A 23,465-nucleotide genomic window follows, 5' to 3' on the forward strand; every position below is an offset into this window, starting at 1 on the left:
GACCGTGAAAGAACGGAAGGGACCCGGCGGCGCGCCGGGTCCCTTCCATTGTGCGTCGGCGCGGCCTACTTGGTGCCGGCGGCCCGCAGCTGTTCTTCGACCTGCTCCAGGCTCTGTCCGCGGGTCTCAGGGACGTACCGGCGGACGAACAGCAGAGCCAGGACCCCCAGCACCACAAAGATAAAGAAGGTGTTGGAAATGCCGATGGCGGCCATCAGCATCGGGAAGGAGAATCCGACGGCAAAGTTGGTCATCCACTGCACGAAAACAGAGAGACCGATGCCGAGTCCGCGGACCTTCAGCGGGAAGATCTCGGAGAGCATCAGCCACGTTACCGGTGATACGGCGCCCTGTTGGAAAGCCAGGAACGTCACGGTCAGGGCCAGGATCAGGTACCCGCGGAGGCTTCCCTCGGCAACGGTGATGGACACGATGCCGATCAGCAGCAGGGAGGATCCGGTGCCGATCAGGCCCGTCATCAGCATGCGGCGGCGCCGGACCCGGCCCAAGAGCCAGATACCGACACAGGCCGCCGCCACGGAGACCACACCGTTGGCGATGATCGCGGTGAGGGCCGCTTCCGTACCGAATCCTGCATCTGCGAGGATCTGTGTGCCGTAATACATGATGGCGTTGACACCGGTGATCTGCTGGACGATGGACAGTCCCATGCCGATGAGCAGTACGCGCAGCAGCCACGGCTCCGCGAAATCGCGCAGGCTGCCAGCCTGCGCCGAATCCTTCTCCGCCAGGTCCCGGACTTCGGCGAACTCGCGCTGGGCGGCGTCTGCGCTGCGGATCTGTTTCAGGGCGGCCAGCGTTTCCGCGAACCGGCCCTTGGACGCAAGCCAGCGCGGGCTTTCGGGGACAAAGGCGATGCCGATCCAGAGGGCGATGGCCGGGAGGGTGGCCACCACGAGCATCCAGCGCCAGATGCCCTGGTCCTCGCCCCAGATGTTGCCGATCACGGCGTTGGCGATGAAGGCAACCAGCTGGCCGGTGACAATCATCAGCTGGTCGCGGGTCACCATCTGTCCGCGGCGCTCGGCAGGGGCCAGTTCAGCCAGGAACAAAGGCACCAGCGCCGATGCTCCGCCCACGGCCAGTCCAAGGACCACGCGGGAGAACACCATCACTGCGATGGTCGGGGCCAGCGATGTTCCCAGGGTGCCCAGCAGGAACACGACGGCGAGTCCCGTCAGGACCTTCCGGCGCCCGAACCGGTCCGTCAGTTTGCCGGAGATGGCACCGCCGAACGCTGCCCCGAAGAGCAGGCTGGAGGTGATGAGCCCCTCCGTGAAGGGGGTCAGACCCAGATCATCCTGCATGTACGGCAGTGCACCGTTGATGACGCCGGTGTCGTAGCCGAAGAGGAATCCGCCGAGGGTGACGATCCACGAGGCGCGGCGGAGCGCGCGTTTATGCGGTGACGCTTTCGCGGCTTTGGCGGAACCGCTGGAAACTGAGCTGGGCATGTCGACTTTCTTTCAGGAGACGCACAAAACCCCCGTCCTGCGGAAGAATCCGCTGGACGGGGGTGTGCCTAGTGGAACTAGAGCGCTGCGTAGACTTCGCGCAGCAGGGTGGCGGTTTCGGACGGCGTCTTGCCGACCTTCACGCCGGCAGCCTCGAGGGCTTCCTTCTTGGCCTGGGCGGTTCCGGCGGAACCGGAGACAATGGCGCCTGCGTGGCCCATGGTCTTGCCTTCCGGAGCGGTGAAGCCGGCCACGTAGCCGACAACCGGCTTCGTGACGTTGGCCTTGATGAATTCCGCGGCACGCTCTTCGGCGTCGCCGCCGATTTCGCCGATCATCACGATCGCCTTGGTTTCGGGATCCGCTTCGAACGCAGCCAGGGCGTCGATGTGGGTGGTGCCGATGACCGGGTCGCCGCCGATGCCGATGGCGGTGGAGAAGCCCAGGTCACGCAGTTCGTACATCATCTGGTAGGTCAGGGTGCCGGACTTGGAAACCAGGCCGATGGGACCCTTGCCGGTGATGTTGGCGGGCGTGATGCCGACCAGTGCTTCACCGGGGGTGATGATGCCGGGGCAGTTCGGGCCGATGATGCGGGTGACCTGGTTGCCGTCCGCGTCCACCTTGGACTGGGCGTGGGCCCAGAATTCGGCGGAGTCCTGGACCGGAACACCTTCGGTGATAACCACTACGAGGCCGATTCCGGCGTCGATGGCTTCCATGACGGCGTCCTTGGTGAAGGCCGGCGGCACGAAGACGATGGAGACATCGGCGTCGGTCTTGTCGATGGCCTCGGCAACGGTGCCGAAGACGGGCAGTTCAACGTCGCCGTGGGTGACGGTGGTGCCTGCCTTGCGGGCGTTCACGCCGCCGACAACCTGGGTGCCGGCCTTGAGCATCAGGGCGGTGTGCTTGGTGCCTTCGCCGCCGGTGATGCCCTGAACGATGACCTTGGAGTCCTTGTTCAAGTAGATAGACATAGGTGGATTCTCTCTTCTAGGTTTCGACAGGCTCGGTTAGCGAGCGGCGTGAGCGAGCTCGGCGGCCTTGTCGGCGCCTTCGTCCATGGTGGTGGCCAGGGTGACCAGCGGGTGGTTGGCCTCGGCGAGGATGCGGCGGCCTTCCTCGACGTTGTTGCCGTCGAGGCGGACAACGAGCGGCTTGTTGGCTTCGTCGCCGAGGATCTCCAGGGCCTTGACGATGCCGTTGGCAACGGCGTCACACGCGGTGATGCCGCCGAAGACGTTGACGAACACGGACTTGACCTGGGAGTCATTCAGGATGACATCCAGGCCTGCAGCCATAACGGATGCCGAGGCTCCGCCGCCGATGTCCAGGAAGTTCGCGGGCTTGACGTTGCCGTGCTTTTCGCCGGCGTACGCCACCACGTCGAGGGTGGACATGACCAGGCCGGCGCCGTTGCCGATGATGCCTACTTCGCCGTCCAGCTTGACGTAGTTGAGGTCGTTTTCCTTGGCCTTGGCCTCGAGCGGGTCAGCGGCGTCCTTGTCCTCCAGCTCGGCGTGGCCGGGCTGGCGGAAGGCTGCGTTTTCGTCGAGGGAGACCTTGCCGTCGAGGGCAACGATGTCGCCGGCGCCGGTGCGGACCAGCGGGTTGACCTCCACCAGGGTGGCGTCTTCCTTGGTGAAGACGTCCCACAGCTTGATGATGGCGTTGATGACGCCCTCGCGCAGCTCGGGCGCGAACCCGGCGGCGTCGACAATCTCTGCTGCCTTGGCGGCGTCGATGCCGACGGCCGGATCAACAGCAACGCGGGCCAGGGCGTCGGGACGCTCCACTGCCAGCTGCTCGATCTCCATGCCGCCTTCAACCGAGCACATGGCCAGGTAGTTGCGGTTTGCCCGGTCCAGGAGGACCGAGAAGTAGAATTCTTCGGCGATATCGGCACCCTGGGCAATCATCACCTTGTTGACGGTGTGGCCCTTGATGTCCATGCCGAGGATGTTGGATGCGTGCTCGAAAGCTTCATCTGCGGTCTTGGCGACCTTTACGCCGCCGGCCTTGCCTCGGCCACCAACCTTGACCTGTGCCTTGACGACAACGACGCCGCCGATTTTCTCAGCAGCAGCTTTGGCTTCTTCAGGAGTGTGCGCCACGATTCCGGCGAGCACGGGTACACCGTGCGCCTCAAACAGATCGCGCGCCTGATATTCAAACAGGTCCACGGGTTAGTGTCCTTCTACGTCGAAGTAGGTTTACATTCGATCTGGCGATCGCAGAGCAGATGCATCCAGCCGGTCTGCTCCATTGGGAACTTTAGTCCCTCGGCGCTTGGCGCCGATCACAGACTACCCCTTTAGTGATGAAGCACACACTTCTATCGTTTGTAGAAATGAGGGGGCCTGCGCTATGACAGGCGTCTCTTTTCAGGACTCCTTCGTCAGGGGCGCATAGCGCAGCAGCAGGCGTTTCTCCCCGATATCGAACTTCACCTTGGCCACCGTCTTGTCCCCTGCGCCTTCCACGGCGAGCACCGTGCCGTGGCCGAAGGAGGTGTGGTTGACCTTGTCACCGGCAGCCACGGAAATGACTTCCTTCTGCGGCTGCACACGCCCCATGGCCTTGGCCACCGGGGCGTTGGCGGTGCTGCCGCCGGTTCCCATCGGGGCACCGGCGCCCCAGGAGGATCCGCCGTAGCGGCTGGAGGTGATGCTGCCTCCCCCGCCCCAGGTGGGCCGGTCCATCCCTTCGCGCTTCCACTCGATCAGTTCGGCCGGAACTTCGCCGACAAACTGGCTGGCGGGGTTGTACTGGCTCTGACCCCACATGCTGCGCACCTCGGAGCGGGTCAGGTAGAGCCGCTGCCGGGCGCGGGTCAGGCCCACGTAGGCCAGGCGCCGTTCCTCGGCGAGCTCGGCCGGGTCGGTGGCGGAGCGCTGGTGCGGGAAGAGTCCCTGCTCCATGCCGGTCAGGAACACCACCGGGAACTCCAGGCCCTTGGCCGTGTGCAGGGTCATCAGCGTGACCACGCCCTGCCGGCGGGACTCCTCGACGGCGGCAGCAACCTCTTCGGCCGAGCCCTCCGGGGCGTCGGGAATGGAGTCGGCGTCCGCGACAAGGGAGACCTGTTCCAGGAACTCCCCCAAGGACCCCTCGGGGTTGTCCCTTTCATATTCGCGGACCACCGCCACCAGTTCAGCCAGGTTCTCCACCCGTGATTCGTCCTGCGGATCATTGCTGGAGCGCAGCTGGGCCAGGTAGCCGGTCTGCTCCAGCACAGCCTCCAACGCGGCGGATGCTCCGGAACCGGACGCTACCTCGGCCAGGTCGTCAATCAGCTTCACGAAGCCGTTGATCGCGTTCAGCGAGCGGGTGGCCAGTCCCGGTGCCTCATCGGCCCGGCGCAGGGCTGCCATAAAGGAGATCCGCTCCCGTTCGGCCAGCGCCGCCACGGAGTATTCCGCGCGGTCTCCGATCCCGCGCTTGGGTTCGTTCAGGATGCGGCGCAGGTTCACGACGTCGTCGGAGTTCACCAGCACGCGCAGGTAGGCCAACGCGTCCTTGATTTCCTTGCGCTCGTAGAACCGGGTGCCGCCAACCACCTTGTAGGGCAGGCCGACCCGGACCAGGACGTCTTCCAGGGACCGGGACTGGGCGTTGGTCCGGTAGAAGACGGCGACGTCGCCGGGGCGCAGGTTTTCCTCGTCCTGCAGGCGGTCGATCTCCTCGGCGATGAAGCGGGCTTCCTCGTGTTCGTTCTCGCCCACGTAGCCGATGATTTTCTCGCCGTCGCCCTCAGCGGTCCAGAGGCGTTTCTCCGGCCGGTTCGGGTTGCGCTGGATCACGGCGTTGGCCGCGTTCAGGATGGTCTGCGTGGAACGGTAGTTCTGCTCCAGCAGGATGGTTCGCGCGTTCGGGTAATCCTTCTCGAAGTCGTTGATGTTGCGCACATCGGCACCGCGGAAGGCGTAGATGGACTGGTCTGAATCGCCCACCACGGTCAGTTCGGCCGGCGGAATCTCGTCGTCGTCGGTGCCCACCAGTTCGCGCACCAGGGCGTACTGGGCATGGTTGGTGTCCTGGTACTCGTCCACCAGGATGTGCCGGAAGCGGCGCCGGTAGTATTCGGCCACTCCCGGGAACGCCCGGAACATAAAGACCGTCTGGGCAATCAGGTCATCAAAGTCCATGGCATTGGCCTGGCGCATCCGCTGCGCGTAGCCCTTGTAGACCTCTGCCACGGCGGACTCGAACGGATCGGCGTGGTTGGCCGATTCCGCGTAGGACTCCTCATCGATCAGTTCGTTTTTCAGCGCCGAGATTTTATGCATGATCGACTTCGGCGTGAACCGCTTGGGGTCAAGGTCCAGGCCCTTGGCCACCAGGGTGATCAGCCGCAGCGAATCAGCGGAGTCGTAGATGGAGAAGTTCGAGTTCATCCCCACCGTTTTGGCTTCCCGGCGCAGGATCCGCACGCAGGAGGAGTGGAACGTGGAGATCCACATGGTCTTGGCGACGCCGCCCACCAGGTTCTCGATCCGCTCGCGCATTTCGGCGGCGGCCTTGTTGGTGAAGGTGATGGCGAGGATCTGGCCGGGGTTGGACCGGCCGGTGGCCAGCAGGTAGGCAATCCGGTGGCTGAGCACCCGGGTTTTGCCGGAGCCGGCGCCGGCCACGATCAGCAGCGGCGAACCGCTGTGCTTAACCGCTTCCTCCTGCTGGGGATTCAGGCCCTGCAGCAGGTCCGCGGCACGGCTTTCATCCGCGTAGGAGGAGCCCCGCCGGTCGTTTTCGGCGTGCGGCGCCTTCGCGGCAGCTGCCGGTTCGCTGGTGCGGGGTGCGGGAAAGAGTGGATCAAAGAGGTAGTCCATGATGGCTTTAAGTCTAGGCGCTGCGGCCGACATTCCGGTGAGGGGCGGTTTGCGCCCCTGCGGCAGGCGCCATGGGAGAAGGGCGGGGCGCGGGTCAGGCGGAGGCCAGCGCGCCGTGGATCTCACGGACAGCGGCCGCGGTACCTGCAATATGCCAGCGGAATCCGTTCACCTCGGCGACGGCGGTGCTGCCGCCGGCAGCCAGGACAATGGCTTTGCCCGGCAGCCAGTCCCACTCGGGGCAGCTGTGCTGGAACCAGGCACCGGACTGGCCGGTAGCCACACGGACCAGGTCGCAGGAGCCGGAGCCCATCATCCGGATGGTGGCTGCCCGGGAGGCCGCGGCCGTCCAGGGACCGGCGACTTCCGGTCGCAGCAGCCAGGTGGGGTGGATGTAGGTTCCGGCCGAGAGGCGGTTCAGCGGCTCATCTTCGGGCGGAGTAATCGGTTCACCGTTCCGGGTGGCCGGATATCCCTTGCCGCCCAGCCAGAGCTGCTCTTCCTGCGGCTGGTAGACAGCGCCGAGCAGCACGTCCGGATCACCGTGGACACCGTGCGGGCCCGGGTCGGCGCGCAGGGCGAGGGCCGAACACCAGTAGGTTGACCCTGCGAAGAAGTTGTAGGTGCCGTCCACCGGGTCAATAACCCAGGAGCGGCCGGAGGTGCCGCTGCGGCTGGCCCCCTCCTCCCCCACAATCCCGTCCTCGGGCCGCAGCTCGCGCAGCCGGGCAACCACCAGAGCCTCCGCTTCACGGTCCGCTGCGGTAACGACGTCGGACACGGACGTCTTGGCGCTGGCGGTCAGCCCTTCCGAACGCATCCGAAGGGCCAGCTGCCCGGCTTCGCGCACCAGGTCAGCGGCCAGGGCAAAATCTTCAGGGGTTGCTACGGGGTCCATAGCCCCAGCGTAGCGGCGGTCCTGTGCGCGCGACAGGGACGTTGTTGGGCCACCCATGGTGCCTGCTCCGCAGCGGAGCGACACCGCCGCACCGGTTGGCCGCAGCGGCCGTGCCGGTGCGGCCATACTGTATCTATGGGAAAAACCGCCGCGCAGCGCGCCGCCAAACACGGACCCAACGCAGCCCCGGCCCGCCCGGGCACACCGGGAGCAGGTCAGCCGCCGCAGCCCAAAAGCAGTCCGGGGCTGATAGTCATTGCCGGGGTGGTGACCACCCTGTTCCTGTTCTGGTACCTGCACCTGCTGGTGCTGGGCCAGCTGACCGACCTTTCGGACGGGCTGGCCATGCCGGACTCCATGGTCTTTGGCTACGGGGAAGATCATCTGGCGGCGCTGCGGGCCGCCATGGATGCAGATGCCCTGGGCCAGCTCAGCTACGTGCACAAAACCGCCGGGGTGCTGTTTCCGCTGGTCTTCGGCATGACCTGGCTGCTGATCATCGGGCTGAACACCCAGCGCCGTTCGCTGCGCTGGGTGCTCTTCAGCGCCCCGATCCTCTTTGTGGTCGCCGATCTGTGGGAGAACATCGCCATTGACAATGCCCTCGGTGCCGCAGAACTATCCAGCGGCGATGCCGCTCTTGCGGGCACCCTGACCGTCGCCCGATGGGTCCTGCTCGGTCTCAGCCTTGCGGCGGCCGTGGTTTCCGTTTTTACCCGCCGGGTTGGAGGGCCACCAGAACTTGTCGCCAAGGACAAAGGTTAGCGCCGGGACCACGACGGTCCGCACCAACAGGGTGTCGAACAGGACACCGATGGCCACGATGATGCCCACCTGGGTCAGGGTCACCAGCGGAAGCACACCGAGCACGGCGAAGACCGCCGCCAGCAGCACGCCGGCACTGGTGATCACGCCGCCGGTGGAACGCAGTGCCGCGAGCATGCCCTTCTTGGTGCCCATGGTCACGGCGTTCTCCCGGGCCCGGGTGGTCAGGAAGATGTTGTAATCCACACCCAGTGCCACCAGGAACAGGAACGAGTAGAGCAGCGTCTGCACGTCCATGGCCGGGAAGTCCAGCACGTTTTCAAACAGCAGCCAGCTCAGACCGGTACTGGCCACGAAGGTCAGCAGCACCGAGGCCACCAGCAGGAACGGGGCCACGAGCGAGCGGAGTAGGACAGCCAGTACCAGCAGCACCAGGATGATCACCGAGCTGCCCACCAGCAGGGTGTCGTGCTGGTTTGCCGCCAGCTGGTCAACCCGCTGCGCAGCTTCGCCGCCCACGAGTGCTTCGTAGTCCTCGCCCGCGAGGTCGTCCCGCAGATCGGTAATAAAGGTGTTCGCTTCATCCGTCCCGGCCTCATAGCCGGTGATCAGTTCAATGCGGGTCAGTCCGTCATGCTCACTGCCCGGCGTGGCCGTGGTGACGCCTTCAATGCCCTGGAGCTCCGCAACGGCCGCGTCGGTGGCGTCGGTTTCCACCAGCACGGTCACGGGTGAGGAGGAGCCTGCCGGGAAGCCCTCGGCAAGGGTTTCCGCAGCGGTTACGGCTTCCGGCTTTTCACGGAACTGCTCGTTCTCGCTTAGACCGATCTGCAGGGTGAACACGGCACTGCCCAGCGCCAGCAGGACCACGACGGCGGTGCCGGCAATAGTCTTCGGGCGGCGGGCAGTGGCCTCGCCGAGCTTGCCCCAGAACTTCCCTTCCTTGGCCGGGTCCCCCACCTTCGGCACGAAGGGCCAGAACAGTTTGCGCCCCAGCAGCACCAGCGCCACCGGCAGCAGGAACAGTGCACTGAAAATAGCCAGCACAATGCCAATGGCGGCGGAGAAGCCCAGGCCGCGGTAGCTGGCCGTATCGGTGAACAGCAGGGTCAGCAGCGCCAGGATCACGGTGCCGCCGCTGGCGATGATCGCCTCGCGGGTGCGGGTCAGGGCCTTGCCCATGGCCTCGTAGACCGAGTCATGGGCGCGCAGCTCCTCACGGTAGCGGGCAATCAGCAGCAGCGCATAGTTGGTGGCCGCTCCGAAAACCAGGACGCTGGTGATGCCCACCGCCGATGGGTCCACGGTGATTCCCGTGGCCGGGGCCAGCAGATCCACCACCTTTGCGGCCAGCTGTTCAATGGCGCCGACAATCGCCAGCGGCACAATCCAGAGCCACGGGGAACGGTAGGTGACGATCAGCAGCACGGCGACGACGCCGGCCGTAACGGTGAGCAGCACGAAGTTGGCGCCGGAGAACACACCGGCCAGATCGGCGCTGAACGCTGCGCCGCCGGTGAGTTCGGCCTTCACGCCCTCCGGAGCGGCATCGGCGACGGCGGTGCGCAGCGCCTCGACCTCGTCCGAGACCGCATTGCCGTCGTCGGCCGCTGCCTGAAGGGTCAGCGGGACGATGGCGACGAGTTTGTTCTCCGAAACCACCGGCGGAACCTGCGGGGGCGGGCCGGAGGCGCCGGCGTCGGCTGCGGCTGCGTTGATCTGGGCGATCGCGGCCGTATCCGCGTCGGTCAGGGGTTCGCCGTCCTCGCGGGAGACCACCACAATGGCGGAGGATTCCTGCGCGTCGGGGAACTCCTGGAGCAGCTCCTCCACCTGGGTGGACTGGTACTTATCATCCAGGCCACCCACTCCGGTGGTGTCGTTTTCCTCTGCCGGCAGGGCGAACAGGCCGATAATGACGGCCACCCCGATCAGTAGAGTGACCCACGCCGTTTTGGCGTTCTTCACTATCCCTGCGTACATGTGCTTCTCCCGTGACGTAAGTATCTCTGTCCGAAAGTATCTCAGATATGGAGATACTTCAATTCCAAGTTACTATTGGGCTGTGGAAGATCAGGAGCTACGGCGGGATATCGTCGACGTGCTCCGCGGCATGAGCCTGGACGGGCAGCGAGTCGCGGATGCCTTTGCGCATGCCCATGGTTTGAATTCCACGGACATGCGCGCACTGGTGCTGATTATGGAGGCCGAAATCCGGCATGAGGCGCTGACCGCGGGCCAGCTCAGTGCCCGGCTGGGCACCTCCTCCGGGGCGACCACCGCGGTGATCGACAGGTTGGAACGGATCGGGCACATCCACCGCAACCGGACCCATGCCGACCGCCGAAAGGTGACCCTGCACTTCGAACCGTTGGCCATGCAGTTGGCCGGAGCCTACTTCGGACCGCTCGGCGCCCTCACCGACGAAGTGATGTCACGGTATTCGGAGGAGGAGCTGCGCACTGTCCTGGGTTTTATGCAGGGCATCCGGGAGAGCTATCAGCGGTACGTGAGCGACCTGCGCCCCGACACCGGACGATCCGCCTCCCACGGCGCCCCCGGCGGCACACCGGATCCGCTGCAAACACCTTCGGAAAGAAACGGGTAAGCTGGTACCGCTCCGCCGGTACCCGGCGGTTTGCCTCCGTAGCTCAGTAGGATAGAGCGGCCCTCTCCTAAAGGGCAGGTCGTCGGTTCGATTCCGGCCGGGGGCACTTTTTCTTTTAAGAAACGGACCCCCGATCTCCAGCAGGGGCGGAGATCGGGGGCGGGTTTCCTCAAGGAGTCCGTTTTTAGGCGCGGACGGATCTCCGGTCTATTTGACGGCTCCGGCGGTCAGCCCGCCGATGAGGCGCTTCTCGATCACGGCGAAGAGAATAATCACCGGCACAATCGCGACGATGGATACGCCGAAGACATACTGCCAGCTGGTGGCGTACTGGCCGATGAATTTGGTCAGCGCAACGGAGAGCGGCTGGTTTTCCGCGGTGGACATAATCACCAGGCTGGCGGCGAATTCATTCCAGGATGAAACGAAGGTGAAAATCACCGCGGTAACGATGCCCGGCCAGACCAGGGGCAGGTTGATCCGGAAGAGTACCTTCAGTCGCCCCGCGCCGTCGATCTGCGCTGCCTCGTCGATTTCCTTCGGTATGGCAGCGAAGAAGCTGTGCATGATCCAGAGGGCGAAGGAGAGGTTGAAGGCCGCGTTGATCAGGATCATCGCAACCCAGGTGTCATTAAGGTCAAGCCAGAGCATCTGACGGAACAGCCCAGCGGTCAGAACGGCCGGCTGAAGCATCTGTGTCACGATCACCAGGAAGAGGAAAACCATCCTCCCGGGAAAGCGGAACCGCGCGGTGTAGTACGCGGCGGGGGTGGCCACCAGCAGCACCAGCAAGGTAGCAAATACCGCAATGATGATGGTGGAGAACAGGTTGTAGGTGAGCGGTGTTTCCGGGGTATCCCACATGGACTGGTAGTTCCCGAACTGCAGGCCGTCCTGCGGAAGGTACTCGGGCGGAACCGAGAGGATTTCCGACCGGGTCTTCAGGGAACCGACCAGCATGATCAGGTACGGGGTCAGGAAGGCCAGGGCGATGACGGCGCCGATGACGGTCCGTCCCCACATGCGGCGGCCGCTGACGTTGTCAGTTCCGTACCGCTTCCGGCGGGGCTGAACGGGCGCGGCAACCGGGGGAACTGCGGGGGCGGTGACGGCCATTTCAGACCTCCTTCATAGGTTTGACGATCTTCACGTAGACCGCCACGATCACCAGGACGACGGCGAAGTTGACCACGCTGAGCGCGCTCGCCACATCCAGGCGCCGGTCAAACTGCAGCACCTTGAAGATGTAGGTCATTAGGGTGTCGGCGCTGTAGCCGGGAATGGACCCGGTCATGATTCTCAGGATGGGCAGGTTATTGAAGACGTTGATGATGTTGATCAGTACGGCCACGGCGAGTGCACCGCGCAGCTGGGGCAGCACCACGCTGAAGTAGGTGCGGACCGGTCCGGCACCGTCCATCTTGGCTGCCTCCAGTGCGTCCCCGGGAACCGCCTGCATTCCGGCAAGCAGGGTGTAGGTGGTAAACGGGAGGGAGACGAAGACGCCGACGATAATGGCCGCAGCCAGGGCGGTGGTCGTGTTTTTGGTGAACCCGTAGGCCGCATCCATCAGCCCGATGTCGACCATGAACTTGTTGATGATGCCGTAGTCCCGGTCCAGTCCGTAGTAGAACACCGTGGTGGTCATGACCACGCTGGCAGCCCAGGGAACCACCACCGCCATCCGGACCAGGGTCCTGCCCGGGAACGGCTTGTTCAGGAAGTTGGCCAGTGCCAGGGAGATGATGACCGTCAGGGTCACCACCACGGCGACCCAAACCACCGTATTGAGCAGGATCCGCGGCAGGTTGGGATCGGTGAACACGGTCTGGAAGTTCGCCAGGCCCACGCCCTCCACGTTCGTTCCCGCCTGGCTGATACGCCTGGTGGAGCTGTAGATCATGTAGCCGGCGGGAAAAATGACGATGCCGAAGACCAGGATGAGGACCGGTCCGATCCAGGGCAGGGCGGCCCAGATACTTTCGCTGCCCCGTGGCCTGCCGGCCCGCACTCCCGGATGCCGAAGTGTGCTGCTCATAATGTGAAACCGTTCTGGAACAGGAAGGGGCCGCCGCTTCGAACCTGCGCGGCGGCCCCTTCGGGCCGGAGTCAGGCTGCGTCAGCCTTGGACTGGATCTGGTCCAGGACCGTCTTTGCATCCTGGTCTTCAAGCTGGCCCATCAGGGACTTGAAGGCACCATCCGTGCTGTTCCAGGCAGGGTTGGTGGTGGGGTAGAACTTTGCGCTGGGCAGCATGTCCAGGAACGGTGCCAGGTCCTCGTTGCTGGCCATGGCTTCGGAACCGCTCTTCGTGGTGGGCAGGAACCCTTCGGTCTGCACCCAGTCCACGTAGTTGTCCTCGGAGTAGAAGAAGTCCATGAAGGCCGTGATGGCTTCCTGCTTGTCCTCATCGTTCTTGAACGCCATCAGCCGGTCCGCGACGCCGAGCGTTGCGGGCTCGCCGCTTCGGGTGGGAACGGTGGTCACTCCGTAGTTGAGGTCCGGGTTTTCTTCCTCAATCTGTCCCACCGTCTGCGGCAGGGCGTAGACCATGCCGATCTGTCCCTGGGCGAAGACATTGATCATGGGAGTGCGCTGGGTTGCTCCCGGATCCGGCTGCGTCACGCCGTCGGAGATCATTTTCTTCATGAACTCGGCAGCTTCGAGGTTCTCCGGTGAGTTGACGGTGATTTCGGTTTCGTCGCCGAAGCCCCCGCCGTTACCGGCGAACCAGATCAGGCTTTCGCCCTGCGCCTCTTCAGAGCCCAGGGGCATGCCGTAGCCGGGGGTACCGGTATCCGAGATTTTCTTTGCGGCCGCATGCAACTCATCCCAGGTGGTGGGAGGCGCCGTGACACCCGCGGCGTCAAAAAGGTCCTGGTTGTAGAACAGCGCACGGACCGAGGCAATCAGGGGCAGGCCGTACTGCGTGCCGTCGAGGGCTTCATTCTCGGCGAAGGATTCCTGGAAATCGCTGATGGTCTCCTCGGACGCAATGTCTTCTGCGGGATACAGCAGTCCCTCGTCCGCGAAGGCCGAGAAGGCACCGCCGTTGTAAATATCCGGAGCCTCGCCGGCCTGGATCTTGGTCTGCAGGACGGACTCGAGGTTCTCCCACGATTCGACCTGCAGGTTTACCGTGATTCCCTCGTTCTCGGCTTGGAAGTCCTCGATGACGCCCTCCCAGAGGGCCTTGGTTCCGTCCGAGTAGCTGGGAACCAGCAGGTCGATGGAGCTGGCGTCGCCTTCACTGCTGCCGCCGCCCCCGAACCCACAGGAGGAAACCGCGAGGGCGCCGGTGACAGCCAGGGCCACCAGGCCGATGCGAACATTGCTCTTCATTGAATCCTCTTTCAAATAGTCACGGCCGGGGACCGCGAAACGGTGCCTGTGGCCGCCGGCGGCACAAAGCCGCCGGATGCCAGTGGGCGATGACGGAATCTGATAACTGTCGCTTGGCTGTAATCAGAGTTCATCAGTCAGTTGAGAGAATAATTGCCTGACGATGCGCCGCCGTCAAGACCTTTTTTCAGCGGGTTTGCCGCAGTTTCCTGGAAAAACGCCGTTATTCCGGCAAAAACGAGTACAGAATCGTGCGGGTTGGGCTTGATTGTTACTGATCACTAGACAAGTTATGCAATCAATGTTCATCATTGAGCAACATTGTTGGGCCGGAAAAGCCGGCCCGCTGCCCAGAGGAGCACCTCCATGCCAACATCCTTCACCGACGCAGCACCTTCCGCTTCCGCTCCCGGCCAGTGGATGCGCGAGGAGCTGTTCTCGCAGCCGGACGTCTGGGAGCGCGCGATCGGGCAGGCGCGAGCGGAGAGGCTCCTGCCGGCCGCGGGCAAACGCGTAGCCGTTGTGGGCTGTGGCACGTCCTGGTTCATGGCCCAGTCCTATGCGGCGGCTCGGGAAGAGGCCGGCCTCGGCGAAACCGACGCGTTCGCCGCCTCCGAGGCGTCGGCGGTGACCCGCCGCGGATATGACGCCGTCGTAGCGATCACCCGCTCCGGCACCACCACCGAGGTGTTGAGCCTCCTCGCCGAATTGGACAACACCGTCCCCACCACCGTGCTGCTCGGGGACCTGGATTCGCCGGCCGCCACACTGGCCGGATCCGTGGTTGCCCTGCCCTATGCCGATGAGTCCTCGGTGGTCCAGACCCGGTTCGCCACCGCGGCGCTGGCCTATCTTCTGACCTCGCTCGGTACGGATCTGGCGCCGGCGGTCGAGGATGCGCGCGCCGTGCTGGCTGAACCCGTCCCGGAGGAACTGCTGGACGCCGAGCAGTTCAGCTTCCTTGGCCGGGAGTGGACCGTTGGCCTGGCCCATGAAGCTGCGTTGAAAATGCGTGAGGCGGTACAGGGCTGGACCGAGTCCTATCCCGCAATGGAATACCGGCACGGCCCGATCGCGATTGCCGCGCCCGGCCGGGTGACCTGGCTGCTGGGAGAGGAACCCGAGGGCCTGCGCTCCGACGTCGAACAGGCAGGTGCGCGGTTCGAGCATTCTTCCCGCCACCCGCTTGCCGAGCTGGTACGCATCCACAAGCTCACCCTGGAACGCGCCATGGGCCGCGGGCTCGATCCCGACCGCCCGCGCAGCCTCACCCGTTCCGTCATCTTGGAAGGCCAGCCCGGCACATGAGCACACCGGCAGCCTCCTCCCCCGCCGGCGAGTCCGTCCTCGCCTTCGACGTGGGTGGAACCGATATGAAGGCAGCCCTTCAGGACGGGAGCGGAAACTTCCACTCCCTGCTGCGGATGCCTACACCTCGCGATCCGGCCCGCCCCGGCGACGCGGTGGTGAAGGAGGTTGCCGCCCTGGCCCAGCGGTACATCCGGGACTATCCGCAGGTCTCCGTGCAGGCGTTGGGCCTCGTGGTCCCCGGCCTGGTGGATGAAGGCACCGGCACCGGCCTTTTCTCGGCGAACCTGGGGTGGCGGGACTATCCCTTCGCCCAGCGGCTCGGGGAGGAAACCGGGCTTCCCGTGGCCTTCGGGCACGACGTCGGGCTGGCCGGTGAGGCCGAAATGCGCCTCGGCGCAGGCCAGGGACTGCGCGACGCGGTGGTGCTGATCATCGGTACCGGCATTGCCGGCGCGGTTTTCTGCGACGGACGCCGGGTCCGGGGCGGCGGCTATGCCGGGGAAATCGGCCACGCCGCGGTTCCCTCGGGCACCCTGTGCGCGTGCGGCGCCCACGGCTGCCTCGAAACGGTGGGCTCCGCCGGGGCCATAGTCCGCCGCTATACGGAACGCACCGGCCGGGCGGCAGCCGGCGCCAAAGAGGTACTGCACGCCGCGCACAACGGCGACGCCGACGCGGCGGGAGTCTGGGCCGACGCGGTGGAGGCGCTGGCCGATGGCATCTGCCATCTGGCCGCGGTCCTGGGCACCGAGGCCGTCATACTCGGCGGCGGCCTGTCCCAAGCCGGCAATGACCTGACCGGGCCGCTGCGCCGCGCCGTCGACAGCCGCCTCTCCTTCCACCGCCGGCCCGGGATCCGCGTTTCCATCCTCGGCCAGGATGCCGGGCTCATGGGTGCGGCCCTGCACGCGCGCGGCCTGACCGGACAACCGCTGTGACCCCGGACGTCCGTGCGGTACTGACCGTCACTGCCAATCCGGCGCTGGATGAAACCTATGCCGTGCCGGCGCTTGTTCCGGGCTCCAGCCACCGGGTGCCGCCGCCGGCCGTCCGCGCCGGGGGCAAGGGAATGAACGTGGCCCGGGTGGCCCATCAAGTGGGAGCCCCCACGCTTGCCGTTGCCACCAGCGGAGGCTTTACCGGAGCCCGTTACCGCGACGATCTGGAACGCAACGGCATTCCGCACCGTCTCGTGCCCGTGGTGGCGCCTACCCGGCGGAGCATGGCGTTTGTTGATGAGAGTGCCGGGATCACCAGCATCTTCAATGAAACCGGGTACCCGCTCGACGGCGGCGAATGGCAGGACCTGAACGTCCAGATTGGGCAGCTGCTCCCCGGTGCCGGCGTACTGGTGGGCTCAGGCAGCCTGCCGCCCCAGGCTCCCGCCGGGTTCTATCCCGACCTCGTGCGGGCAGCCGCCCCACACGGCATCCCCTGCATCATCGACACCTCGGGGCCGGATTTGATCCGCGCTGCCGAGGCCGGGGTCTTTGCCCTGAAACCCAACCATCATGAGCTGCGCGAGGCCACCGGCGAGGATGATCCGCACCGGGGCGTGCGCCAACTCCTCAAAGCCGGCGCACAGACCGTTTTCCTTAGCTGCGGTGAGGCCGGTCTGCTGGCCTTCTCGGCGGCAGAGCCCGAGTCCTACCTGCACGCGCGGCTGGGCCGCAGCCTGCCGGGGAACCCAACCGGCGCCGGCGACGCCGCCGTGGCAGCCCTCGCCGTCCATCTGGCATCCGGGAACCGGGACCTGGAGCAGATGCTGCGCACGGCGGCCGCTTGGTCCGCCGCAGCTGTGCTGATGCCGGCAGCCGGTGAAATCTCCGCCGAGCACACCGGCCTGCTGCGGCAGATCACCGTTACCAGGCACCGCACCGGCGTCGCGAACAGCCATCTAAACACTGCATTGGAGAAAAACTAATGGGTCTCACCCCCACCCGGATCCTCATGGAAAACGCCGTGGCGGCCGGCACCGGAATCGGCAGCTTCAACGTCCTGCACCTCGAGACCGCAGAGGCCATTGTCACCGGTGCGGAATCCGCCGGACTCCCCGTGATCCTGCAGATTTCACAGAACTGCGCCAGTTACCACGGCTCCCTGAAGCCGCTGGCGGCAGCCTGCCTGGCGGTCGCTGAAGTTGCCGCTGTCCCGGTGGCCCTGCATCTGGACCACGCCGAAGACGAAGCCCTGGTCCATCAGGCATTGGAGCTTGGCTTCGGGTCGGTGATGTTCGACGGCGCCGCCCTGCCCTACAGCGAAAATGTTGCCGCCACCGCCCGTGTGGTCAAACATGCCGAGCCGCTGGACGTCTTTGTGGAGGCGGAGCTGGGCGAAGTGGGCGGCAAGGACGGAGCACACGCCCCGGGGGTGCGGACTGATCCCTTCGAGGCAGCGGACTTTGTCCTGTCCACCGGCGTCGATGCCCTGGCCGTGGCGGTGGGGTCCTCGCATGCCATGACCAACCGGAGCGCGCAGCTGGACCTGGACCTGATCCGCGAGCTGAAAAACGCCCTGGACGTTCCGCTGGTGCTGCACGGCTCCTCCGGGGTGCCGGACAGCATGCTCGTCGCCGCCATCAGCGCTGGAATGACTAAGATTAATGTTTCCACGCATCTGAACGGTTTCTTCACCCGTGCCGTGCGCCAGATGCTTGGAGACCATCCGGATCTTGTCGACTCGCGCAAGTACCTCTCCGCGGGCCGCCGGGCGCTGGCCCCCGAGGCCGGGCGCCTGTTGTCCCTGTTCGCCCTGACCGGGACAACCGTTGTGGAAAAAGGCTGAAAAACCATGGAAAAGACCGAGCGCCTCAACGCCATCCTTGATCTCCTGGCGGCGCGCGGGCGTGTGCAGGTGGAGGAGATCATGGCTGAGCTGAAAGTCTCGCCGGCCACCGCCCGCCGGGACCTTGATGCCCTGGCCGCACAGCGGCTGCTGACCCGTACCCGCGGCGGGGCCACGATGGAGGCTGTTGCCTACGACCTGCCCACCAGATATACCCGGGATGACCATATGGCCGAGAAGCAGGCCATCGCCCAGGCCGCCAGTGCGCTGGTCCCGTTGGGCGCCGTCATCGGTCTGTGCGGCGGCACCACCAGTACCGCCATCGCCCACGCCCTGGGGATGCGCCGGGACCTGATGGAACCCTCGAGCAAACCCACCCTGACCGTGGTCACCAACGCCATCAACATTGCCGTACAACTGGTGGTCCGCCCCAATATCCGCGTGATGGTCACCGGCGGCACCGTGAACCCCCGCTCATACGAACTGGTGGGCCCCTACACTGACGTCATCCTGCAGCGGGTGGCACTGGACTTCGCTTTTGTGGGCGTCAACGGGCTGGACGCCGAGGTGGGACCTACCGTCAGCGACGAAGGCGAAGCAGCGGTCAACTCGCTGATCTCACGCCGAGCCTCGGAAACATACATCGTGGCGGACTCCTCCAAGATCGGCACCCGCAGCTTCGCCACGCTGAACGGTTATGTGTTCAGCAACCTGATTACGGACAGCGGGATCAGCGACAGTGACAAGGCCGAGTTTGAAAGCCGCGGCACCAGGGTGATCGTAGCCCCGGTCAAAAAGGCCGGCAGGGCCCAGGAACGCGCCGGAAGGTAGCTCATGCGCATCGTGGTTCTCGACAGCCCCGCGGAGGTCGGCGAGTACGCCGCCCGGGTCATCCTTCGGGGTGTCAGCCACGGCACCATTAAGACGCTGGGCGTGGCCACCGGCTCCTCTCCCCTGGCTATTTACAAGGAACTGGAACGCCACCGCAGCCCCCAGCTGTCCGCACTGGCCGCCTTCGCCCTGGACGAGTACGTAGGCCTGCCGCCGGAGCATCCGGAGAGCTATGCCGCGGCGATCCGCCGGGAAGTCACCGACAGGCTGGGCCTGGATCCCGGCAGGGTGCATGTCCCTAACGGCGGCGCTGCGGACCTTGCTGCTGCCTGCTTGAACTATGAAGCTGCCATCACGTCGGCGGGCGGGATCGACCTGCAGATTCTGGGCATTGGACGGAACGGGCACATCGGCTTCAACGAACCGACGTCATCCCTGGCGTCGCGGACCCGGGTGAAGACCCTGATGTCCGCCACCCGCAAGGACAACGCACGGTTCTTTGCCGATGCCTCCCAAGTGCCCTCCCTGTGCCTCACCCAGGGGCTGGGCACCATCATGGAGGCGCGGACGGTGCTGCTGGTGGCCCACGGCGAGGCCAAGGCGCAGGCGGTGGCACGGGCGGTCGAGGGGCCGCTGGCAAGCATGTGCCCGGCTTCGGTGCTGCAGATGCACCCGCACGCCACGTTCGTCCTGGACCGGGAGGCAGCCGCAGACCTGGCCCTGAAGGATTACTACCGGGACGTCCAGCACCAGATGCCCCGGTAGAAGATGCCCCGGCCCGGGCCGCCGACGGGCCGCGCTTACGGCCTCCCGGCGGGATCCTCCTCGAGCTGCGCATCCGGAGCCGGTTCGGCGGCAAACTGGGTGTTGTACAGCTCCGCGTAGCGTCCTCCGCGCGCCAGCAGCTCGGTATGGGTGCCCTGCTCGGCAATCCGGCCGTCTTCAATCACCAAAATCCTGTCCGCGTTGCGGATGGTGGAAAGCCGGTGGGCAATAACGACGGCGGTGCGCCCCTGCAGCGCCTCGCCCAGGGCCGCCTGGACTGCCGCCTCGGACGTGGAATCCAGGGCGGCGGTCGCCTCGTCCAGGATGACGATCCGCGGCTGGGCCAGCAGCAGCCGCGCAATGGTCATGCGCTGGCGTTCACCGCCGGACAGCCGGTAACCGCGCTCCCCCACCATGGTCTCCAGCCCGTCCGGCAGGGAACGGACCATGTCCTCCAGCCGGGCGCGGCGCAGCGCGTCCCAGACCTGCTCCTCGCCCGCCTCCGGGTTGGCCAGCAGCAGGTTGGCGCGGATGGTTTCGTGGAACAGGTGTCCGTCCTGGGTGACCATGCCCAGGGCCCCGCGGATGCCGGCAAAACTCAGGTCCCGCACGTCGGTGCCGGAGAAGCGCACCGCGCCGGAATCGACGTCGTACAGCCGGGACAGCAGCTGGGCGATGGTGGACTTACCGGCGCCCGAGGTGCCGACGAGGGCAACAGTCTGACCCGGTTCCACCCGGAAGGAGATCCCGTGCAGCACTTCCTCACCGCCGCGCGTATCCAGTACGGCGACGTCCTCCAGCGATGCCAGCGAGACTTTCTCCGCCGTCGGATAGGCGAAGCGGACGTCGTCGAACTCCACGGCCAGCGGGCCGTCCGGCACCGGTGCCGGCTGCTCCTTCTCAGCGATCAGCGGACGCAGATCCAGGATCTCGAACACCCGCTCGAAGCTGACCACAGCGCTCATGATTTCCACCCGGGCATTGGCCAGGGACGTCAGCGGTGCGTAGAGCCGGGTGAGCAGCAGGGCCAGGGTGACCACGTCACCGGTGTTCAGGCTGCCGGTCAGCGCCAGATAGCCGCCCAGACCGTAGACCAGGGCCAGGGCCAGGGCGGAGACCAGGGTCAGCGCGGTGACGAAGATGGCCTGCATCATGGCCATCTTCACGCCGATGTCCCGCACCCGGGCGGCCCGCACGGCGAACTCGCGGGATTCCGCGTCAGGCCGGCCGAAAAGCTTGATCAGGGTCGCACCGGGTGCCGAGAACCGTTCGGTCATCTGGGTGCCCATCGAGGCATTGTGGTTCGCGGCCTCGCGGCGCAGGGCTGCCAGCCGTCCGCCCATCCGCCGGGCCGGCAGCAGGAAGACCGGCAGCAGCAGCATGGCCAGGACAGTTACCTGCCAGGAAGTCCCGAGCATCACAATCAGGGTGAGGATGAGGGCGACGACGTTGCTCACGACGCCGGACAAAGTTCCGCTGAACGCCTGCTGGGCGCCTATGACGTCATTGTTCAGCCGGCTCACCAGGGCACCGGTGCGGGTCCGGGTAAAGAATGCGACCGGCATCCGCTGAACATGGTCGAAGACCGCCGTCCGCAGGTCCAGGATGACGCTTTCCCCGATGCGCGAGGAGAACCAGCGGGTGGCCAGTGACACGCCGGCATCAGCCACCGCAACGGCGGCTATCAGCAGGGCCAGCCGAATCACCACGCCGGGGGCCGTCCCGGCAACAATCGAGTTGACCACCTCACCGGCCAGGACCGGGGTGGCCACTGCCAGAAACGCACCGGCCACGGAAAGCAGTACAAAGCCCAGGAGCCGGAACCGGTAAGGGGCCGCGAACCGGACAATCCGGCCCAGAGTGTCCTTGGAAATCTTGTTATCCGTGCCGCTGCCGCGGGAAATCTTGTGGAGCGAACTCCACGCGGCGCCTTCCATGCTCATGTGTTTTCCTCCGTTATCTGCACGTTCCAGCTTAAGCCTCCGCACGCCCGCGGCCCGGCCTATCGCCAGGGGCTGAACCCGGCCCGCGACATCCTCGCCGCTGCCGTGAAACAAGTCACTGTTTTGACCTCCTCCGCTGATACACTTCCAATCGCTGCCCCTGCTTCCTGCCCCGGGCACCGACGAAAGGCCGCTATGTCTCCGGCGCTCAAACCCGTGGCCGTCCCCAAGGACGACTCCTCACTGGACGGCACCGCCCGGCGCCCGACGGCGCTGGTGGCCGTCGAGGAACCCGGCGTTTTTTCCGTCGTAGCGGGAGTTCTTGCAGCTGCGGGACTGGATGTCGTTGCGGTGCGCAACCTGGATGAAGCCATCAATGCTGCGAGGACGGCACCGCCGGCCCTGGCCGTGGTGGATTCCACCGTCCGCCAGATCGCCGGGATGGATATGCTCAAGCGCATCCGGCACGAGCGGTCCATGACCAAGCTGCCCGTAATCCTTGTGGCCGGTGACGCCGGGCTGGACGTGGAGCTGATGGTGGAGCTGGGCATTGCCGACTTTGTCGCCAGCCCCGTGGACGCGCAGGATCTTGCCCGCCGGGTAAACCTCATCCTCACCACCGCCCAGGCCCGACGCGGACGCCGGATGGCCACCGCCCGGCTGCGCGCGGATACCCGCCGCATCTCTGCTTCCATACGCTCCACGAATGACCCGCAGCAGATGGCGGAGGTGATGGTCCACGGACTGGGCACCACCTTCGAAGCGGACCACGTGCTGCTGGTGACCTTTCCCGACGAACGCGTCCCCGAGCTCAACCTGTCCTGGAGCAGGGACGGAACCGTCGGCGCCATCCCGCCGCTGGCAGGCCACACGGCGGGGGAACTGGCGGACCGGCTGTGGGAACGCGGCCACGCGCTGGCCGTAGAAGATCACCGGGCACCGGCGGGTGACGAGCCGGTGCAGCTGAGCCCGGCTTCCGCCGCGGCTGGCCTGCGGACCTCCCTGGTCACGCCGCTGGGCCACGGAGATAAGTCCTTCGGCCTGCTCTGGCTGGCAGGTGAAGGCAGCTCCCGGGACTGGACCAGTACGGAAATCTCCCTCATCCAGCACGCCAGCGGCAACCTGGCGCACGGCCTGGTGCAGGGGAACCTGATTACGGCACAGCGGATGGTACTCAAGCGCCAACGGGAACTGGACCGGGCCAAAACGGATTTCGTGGCCACGGTGAACCATGAGCTGCGGACCCCGCTGACTTCCATCACGGGCTACCTGGACCTGATCCTGGAAGACTCCGGGGCAGATCTTCCCGAAGACGTCGCCCAAATGCTCAAGATTGTCGGCCGCAACGCCGTCCGGCTCAATCAGCTGATCACGGATCTGCTCACCATCTCCCGGCACGACGCAGATGAGAACAGCCTCGAAGTCGAAGAGGTTGATCTGGATGAGCTGCTGCGCTCAGTGGCAGCCTCGCTGGCGCCTGCAGCCCGTGCCAACAGCCTGGACCTGAGCTTCGAACCCTGTGCGGAGCCGCTGCTGGTGGACGGCGACCGCGCCCAGCTGGAGCAGGTTTTCACCAACCTGTGTTCCAACGCCGTGAAATTCACCCCCACCGGCGGCTCGGTGCAGATCCGCGCCCAGCAGCTCCGGCACGAGGGCGCCGGCAACAGCATCCGGGTGCAGGTCTGCGACACGGGCATCGGGATCCCTGAAGCGGACCTGCCCAATCTTTTCCGCCGGTTCTTCCGCGCATCCAATGCCACCACCGCCGCCATCCCGGGCACCGGCCTCGGACTGGCCATTGTGCAGGACATCGTCCTGCAGCACGGCGGCGAGCTGGGCATCGTCTCCGCTGAGGGCGAGGGGACAACAGCCACCGTCCTGCTGCCGGCCTCCTGCTAGCCCGGGCTGCCG

Annotated in this window: 18 protein-coding genes, 1 tRNA gene and 1 pseudogene; 10 read left to right on the top strand and 10 right to left on the bottom strand. The window is 65.6% G+C overall.

Annotated elements, in window-relative coordinates:
• Positions 1-65: 65 nt before the first annotated feature.
• The 5 genes from AC5RTS_RS04310 to AC5RTS_RS04330 all read right to left on the bottom strand — a co-directional run bounded on the left by AC5RTS_RS04310 (position 66) and on the right by AC5RTS_RS04330 (position 7,205).
• On the bottom strand, positions 66-1,475 hold the full coding sequence (locus AC5RTS_RS04310) for a sugar porter family MFS transporter (RefSeq protein WP_493990839.1): 1,410 nt from the start codon (positions 1,473-1,475) through the stop codon (positions 66-68).
• Between the two features lie 77 nt (positions 1,476-1,552).
• The gene (sucD, locus tag AC5RTS_RS04315) at positions 1,553-2,455 is read right to left on the bottom strand and encodes a succinate--CoA ligase subunit alpha (protein WP_227905829.1); all 903 of its coding nucleotides are present in this window, start codon (positions 2,453-2,455) and stop codon (positions 1,553-1,555) included.
• A gap of 36 nt (positions 2,456-2,491) precedes the next feature.
• Positions 2,492-3,661 carry an ADP-forming succinate--CoA ligase subunit beta gene (sucC, locus tag AC5RTS_RS04320; RefSeq protein WP_493990840.1) on the bottom strand — a complete coding sequence of 390 codons (1,170 nt, stop codon included), beginning with the start codon at positions 3,659-3,661 and terminating at the stop codon, positions 2,492-2,494.
• Positions 3,662-3,862: 201 nt separating this feature from the next.
• A complete protein-coding gene (gene pcrA / locus AC5RTS_RS04325; protein ID WP_493990841.1) occupies positions 3,863-6,307 on the bottom strand; it encodes a DNA helicase PcrA in 2,445 nt (814 codons plus the stop codon).
• Between the two features lie 94 nt (positions 6,308-6,401).
• Positions 6,402-7,205 (bottom strand): inositol monophosphatase family protein, encoded by an 804-nt coding sequence (locus tag AC5RTS_RS04330; RefSeq protein ID WP_493990842.1) that lies wholly within the window; start codon positions 7,203-7,205, stop codon positions 6,402-6,404.
• A 135-nt stretch (positions 7,206-7,340) separates the two neighbouring features.
• On the opposite strand from AC5RTS_RS04330, the gene AC5RTS_RS04335 reads away from it, so the two are divergent.
• The gene (locus AC5RTS_RS04335; RefSeq protein ID WP_493990843.1) at positions 7,341-7,970 is read left to right on the top strand and encodes a hypothetical protein; all 630 of its coding nucleotides are present in this window, start codon (positions 7,341-7,343) and stop codon (positions 7,968-7,970) included.
• A 21-nt stretch (positions 7,971-7,991) separates the two neighbouring features.
• Here the strand turns inward: AC5RTS_RS04335 and AC5RTS_RS04340 are convergent.
• A pseudogene (locus AC5RTS_RS04340) lies at positions 7,992-9,953 on the bottom strand (MMPL family transporter); the annotation flags it as partial.
• Positions 9,954-10,035: 82 nt separating this feature from the next.
• Here AC5RTS_RS04340 and AC5RTS_RS04345 point away from each other — a divergent pair.
• Both AC5RTS_RS04345 and AC5RTS_RS04350 read left to right on the top strand, forming a co-directional pair.
• On the top strand, positions 10,036-10,578 hold the full coding sequence (locus AC5RTS_RS04345) for a MarR family winged helix-turn-helix transcriptional regulator (RefSeq protein ID WP_493990844.1): 543 nt from the start codon (positions 10,036-10,038) through the stop codon (positions 10,576-10,578).
• Between the two features lie 32 nt (positions 10,579-10,610).
• A tRNA-Arg gene (locus AC5RTS_RS04350) sits at positions 10,611-10,684 on the top strand.
• A gap of 101 nt (positions 10,685-10,785) precedes the next feature.
• On the opposite strand, the gene AC5RTS_RS04355 is transcribed toward AC5RTS_RS04350, so the two are convergent.
• The 3 genes from AC5RTS_RS04355 to AC5RTS_RS04365 form a co-directional block, all read right to left on the bottom strand.
• Positions 10,786-11,694 (bottom strand): carbohydrate ABC transporter permease, encoded by a 909-nt coding sequence (locus AC5RTS_RS04355; protein WP_493990845.1) that lies wholly within the window; start codon positions 11,692-11,694, stop codon positions 10,786-10,788.
• A gap of 1 nt (position 11,695) precedes the next feature.
• Positions 11,696-12,616 carry a carbohydrate ABC transporter permease gene (locus tag AC5RTS_RS04360; protein ID WP_493990846.1) on the bottom strand — a complete coding sequence of 307 codons (921 nt, stop codon included), beginning with the start codon at positions 12,614-12,616 and terminating at the stop codon, positions 11,696-11,698.
• 71 nt (positions 12,617-12,687) lie between these two features.
• The gene (locus AC5RTS_RS04365) at positions 12,688-13,920 is read right to left on the bottom strand and encodes an extracellular solute-binding protein (RefSeq protein ID WP_493990847.1); all 1,233 of its coding nucleotides are present in this window, start codon (positions 13,918-13,920) and stop codon (positions 12,688-12,690) included.
• 366 nt (positions 13,921-14,286) lie between these two features.
• Here AC5RTS_RS04365 and AC5RTS_RS04370 point away from each other — a divergent pair, with 366 nt between their 5' ends.
• From AC5RTS_RS04370 to nagB, 6 genes are read left to right on the top strand one after another with little or no spacing between them, the layout of a single operon-like run.
• The gene (locus tag AC5RTS_RS04370; protein WP_493990848.1) at positions 14,287-15,228 is read left to right on the top strand and encodes an SIS domain-containing protein; all 942 of its coding nucleotides are present in this window, start codon (positions 14,287-14,289) and stop codon (positions 15,226-15,228) included.
• On the top strand, positions 15,225-16,169 hold the full coding sequence (locus AC5RTS_RS04375) for an ROK family protein (RefSeq protein ID WP_493990849.1): 945 nt from the start codon (positions 15,225-15,227) through the stop codon (positions 16,167-16,169). Before AC5RTS_RS04370 ends, AC5RTS_RS04375 begins: the two co-directional genes overlap by 4 nt.
• On the top strand, positions 16,166-17,155 hold the full coding sequence (locus tag AC5RTS_RS04380; RefSeq protein WP_493990850.1) for a 1-phosphofructokinase family hexose kinase: 990 nt from the start codon (positions 16,166-16,168) through the stop codon (positions 17,153-17,155). The genes AC5RTS_RS04375 and AC5RTS_RS04380 overlap by 4 nt, the downstream gene beginning before the upstream one ends.
• Positions 17,155-18,015 carry a class II fructose-bisphosphate aldolase gene (locus tag AC5RTS_RS04385; RefSeq protein ID WP_493990851.1) on the top strand — a complete coding sequence of 287 codons (861 nt, stop codon included), beginning with the start codon at positions 17,155-17,157 and terminating at the stop codon, positions 18,013-18,015. Before AC5RTS_RS04380 ends, AC5RTS_RS04385 begins: the two co-directional genes overlap by 1 nt.
• Before the next feature lie 6 nt (positions 18,016-18,021).
• Positions 18,022-18,846 (top strand): DeoR/GlpR family DNA-binding transcription regulator, encoded by an 825-nt coding sequence (locus AC5RTS_RS04390; protein ID WP_493990852.1) that lies wholly within the window; start codon positions 18,022-18,024, stop codon positions 18,844-18,846.
• Positions 18,847-18,849: 3 nt separating this feature from the next.
• A complete protein-coding gene (gene nagB, locus AC5RTS_RS04395; RefSeq protein ID WP_493990853.1) occupies positions 18,850-19,611 on the top strand; it encodes a glucosamine-6-phosphate deaminase in 762 nt (253 codons plus the stop codon).
• Between the two features lie 35 nt (positions 19,612-19,646).
• On the opposite strand, the gene AC5RTS_RS04400 is transcribed toward nagB, so the two are convergent.
• Positions 19,647-21,554, bottom strand: coding sequence for an ABC transporter ATP-binding protein (locus AC5RTS_RS04400; RefSeq protein ID WP_493990854.1), 1,908 nt, complete (start codon positions 21,552-21,554; stop codon positions 19,647-19,649).
• Between the two features lie 195 nt (positions 21,555-21,749).
• Here AC5RTS_RS04400 and AC5RTS_RS04405 point away from each other — a divergent pair, with 195 nt between their 5' ends.
• A complete protein-coding gene (locus AC5RTS_RS04405; protein WP_493990855.1) occupies positions 21,750-23,453 on the top strand; it encodes a sensor histidine kinase in 1,704 nt (567 codons plus the stop codon).
• Positions 23,454-23,465: the final 12 nt, after the last annotated feature.

It is taken from the genome of Arthrobacter sp. MDT1-49-2 (genome assembly GCF_059090185.1).

What these genes read in the sequence shown, in the direction of transcription:
- AC5RTS_RS04310 (WP_493990839.1), bottom strand. Translation starts at nt 1,475, where the DNA reads ATGCCCAGCTCAGTTTCCAGCGGTTCCGCCAAAGCCGCGAAAGCGTCA.
- sucD (WP_227905829.1), bottom strand. Translation starts at nt 2,455, where the DNA reads ATGTCTATCTACTTGAACAAGGACTCCAAGGTCATCGTTCAGGGCATC.
- pcrA (WP_493990841.1), bottom strand. Translation starts at nt 6,307, where the DNA reads ATGGACTACCTCTTTGATCCACTCTTTCCCGCACCCCGCACCAGCGAA.
- AC5RTS_RS04330 (WP_493990842.1), bottom strand. Translation starts at nt 7,205, where the DNA reads ATGGACCCCGTAGCAACCCCTGAAGATTTTGCCCTGGCCGCTGACCTG.
- AC5RTS_RS04335 (WP_493990843.1), top strand. Translation starts at nt 7,341, where the DNA reads ATGGGAAAAACCGCCGCGCAGCGCGCCGCCAAACACGGACCCAACGCA.
- AC5RTS_RS04355 (WP_493990845.1), bottom strand. Translation starts at nt 11,694, where the DNA reads ATGGCCGTCACCGCCCCCGCAGTTCCCCCGGTTGCCGCGCCCGTTCAG.
- AC5RTS_RS04360 (WP_493990846.1), bottom strand. Translation starts at nt 12,616, where the DNA reads ATGAGCAGCACACTTCGGCATCCGGGAGTGCGGGCCGGCAGGCCACGG.
- AC5RTS_RS04365 (WP_493990847.1), bottom strand. Translation starts at nt 13,920, where the DNA reads ATGAAGAGCAATGTTCGCATCGGCCTGGTGGCCCTGGCTGTCACCGGC.
- AC5RTS_RS04370 (WP_493990848.1), top strand. Translation starts at nt 14,287, where the DNA reads ATGCCAACATCCTTCACCGACGCAGCACCTTCCGCTTCCGCTCCCGGC.
- AC5RTS_RS04375 (WP_493990849.1), top strand. Translation starts at nt 15,225, where the DNA reads ATGAGCACACCGGCAGCCTCCTCCCCCGCCGGCGAGTCCGTCCTCGCC.
- AC5RTS_RS04385 (WP_493990851.1), top strand. Translation starts at nt 17,155, where the DNA reads ATGGGTCTCACCCCCACCCGGATCCTCATGGAAAACGCCGTGGCGGCC.
- AC5RTS_RS04390 (WP_493990852.1), top strand. Translation starts at nt 18,022, where the DNA reads ATGGAAAAGACCGAGCGCCTCAACGCCATCCTTGATCTCCTGGCGGCG.
- nagB (WP_493990853.1), top strand. Translation starts at nt 18,850, where the DNA reads ATGCGCATCGTGGTTCTCGACAGCCCCGCGGAGGTCGGCGAGTACGCC.
- AC5RTS_RS04400 (WP_493990854.1), bottom strand. Translation starts at nt 21,554, where the DNA reads ATGAGCATGGAAGGCGCCGCGTGGAGTTCGCTCCACAAGATTTCCCGC.
- AC5RTS_RS04405 (WP_493990855.1), top strand. Translation starts at nt 21,750, where the DNA reads ATGTCTCCGGCGCTCAAACCCGTGGCCGTCCCCAAGGACGACTCCTCA.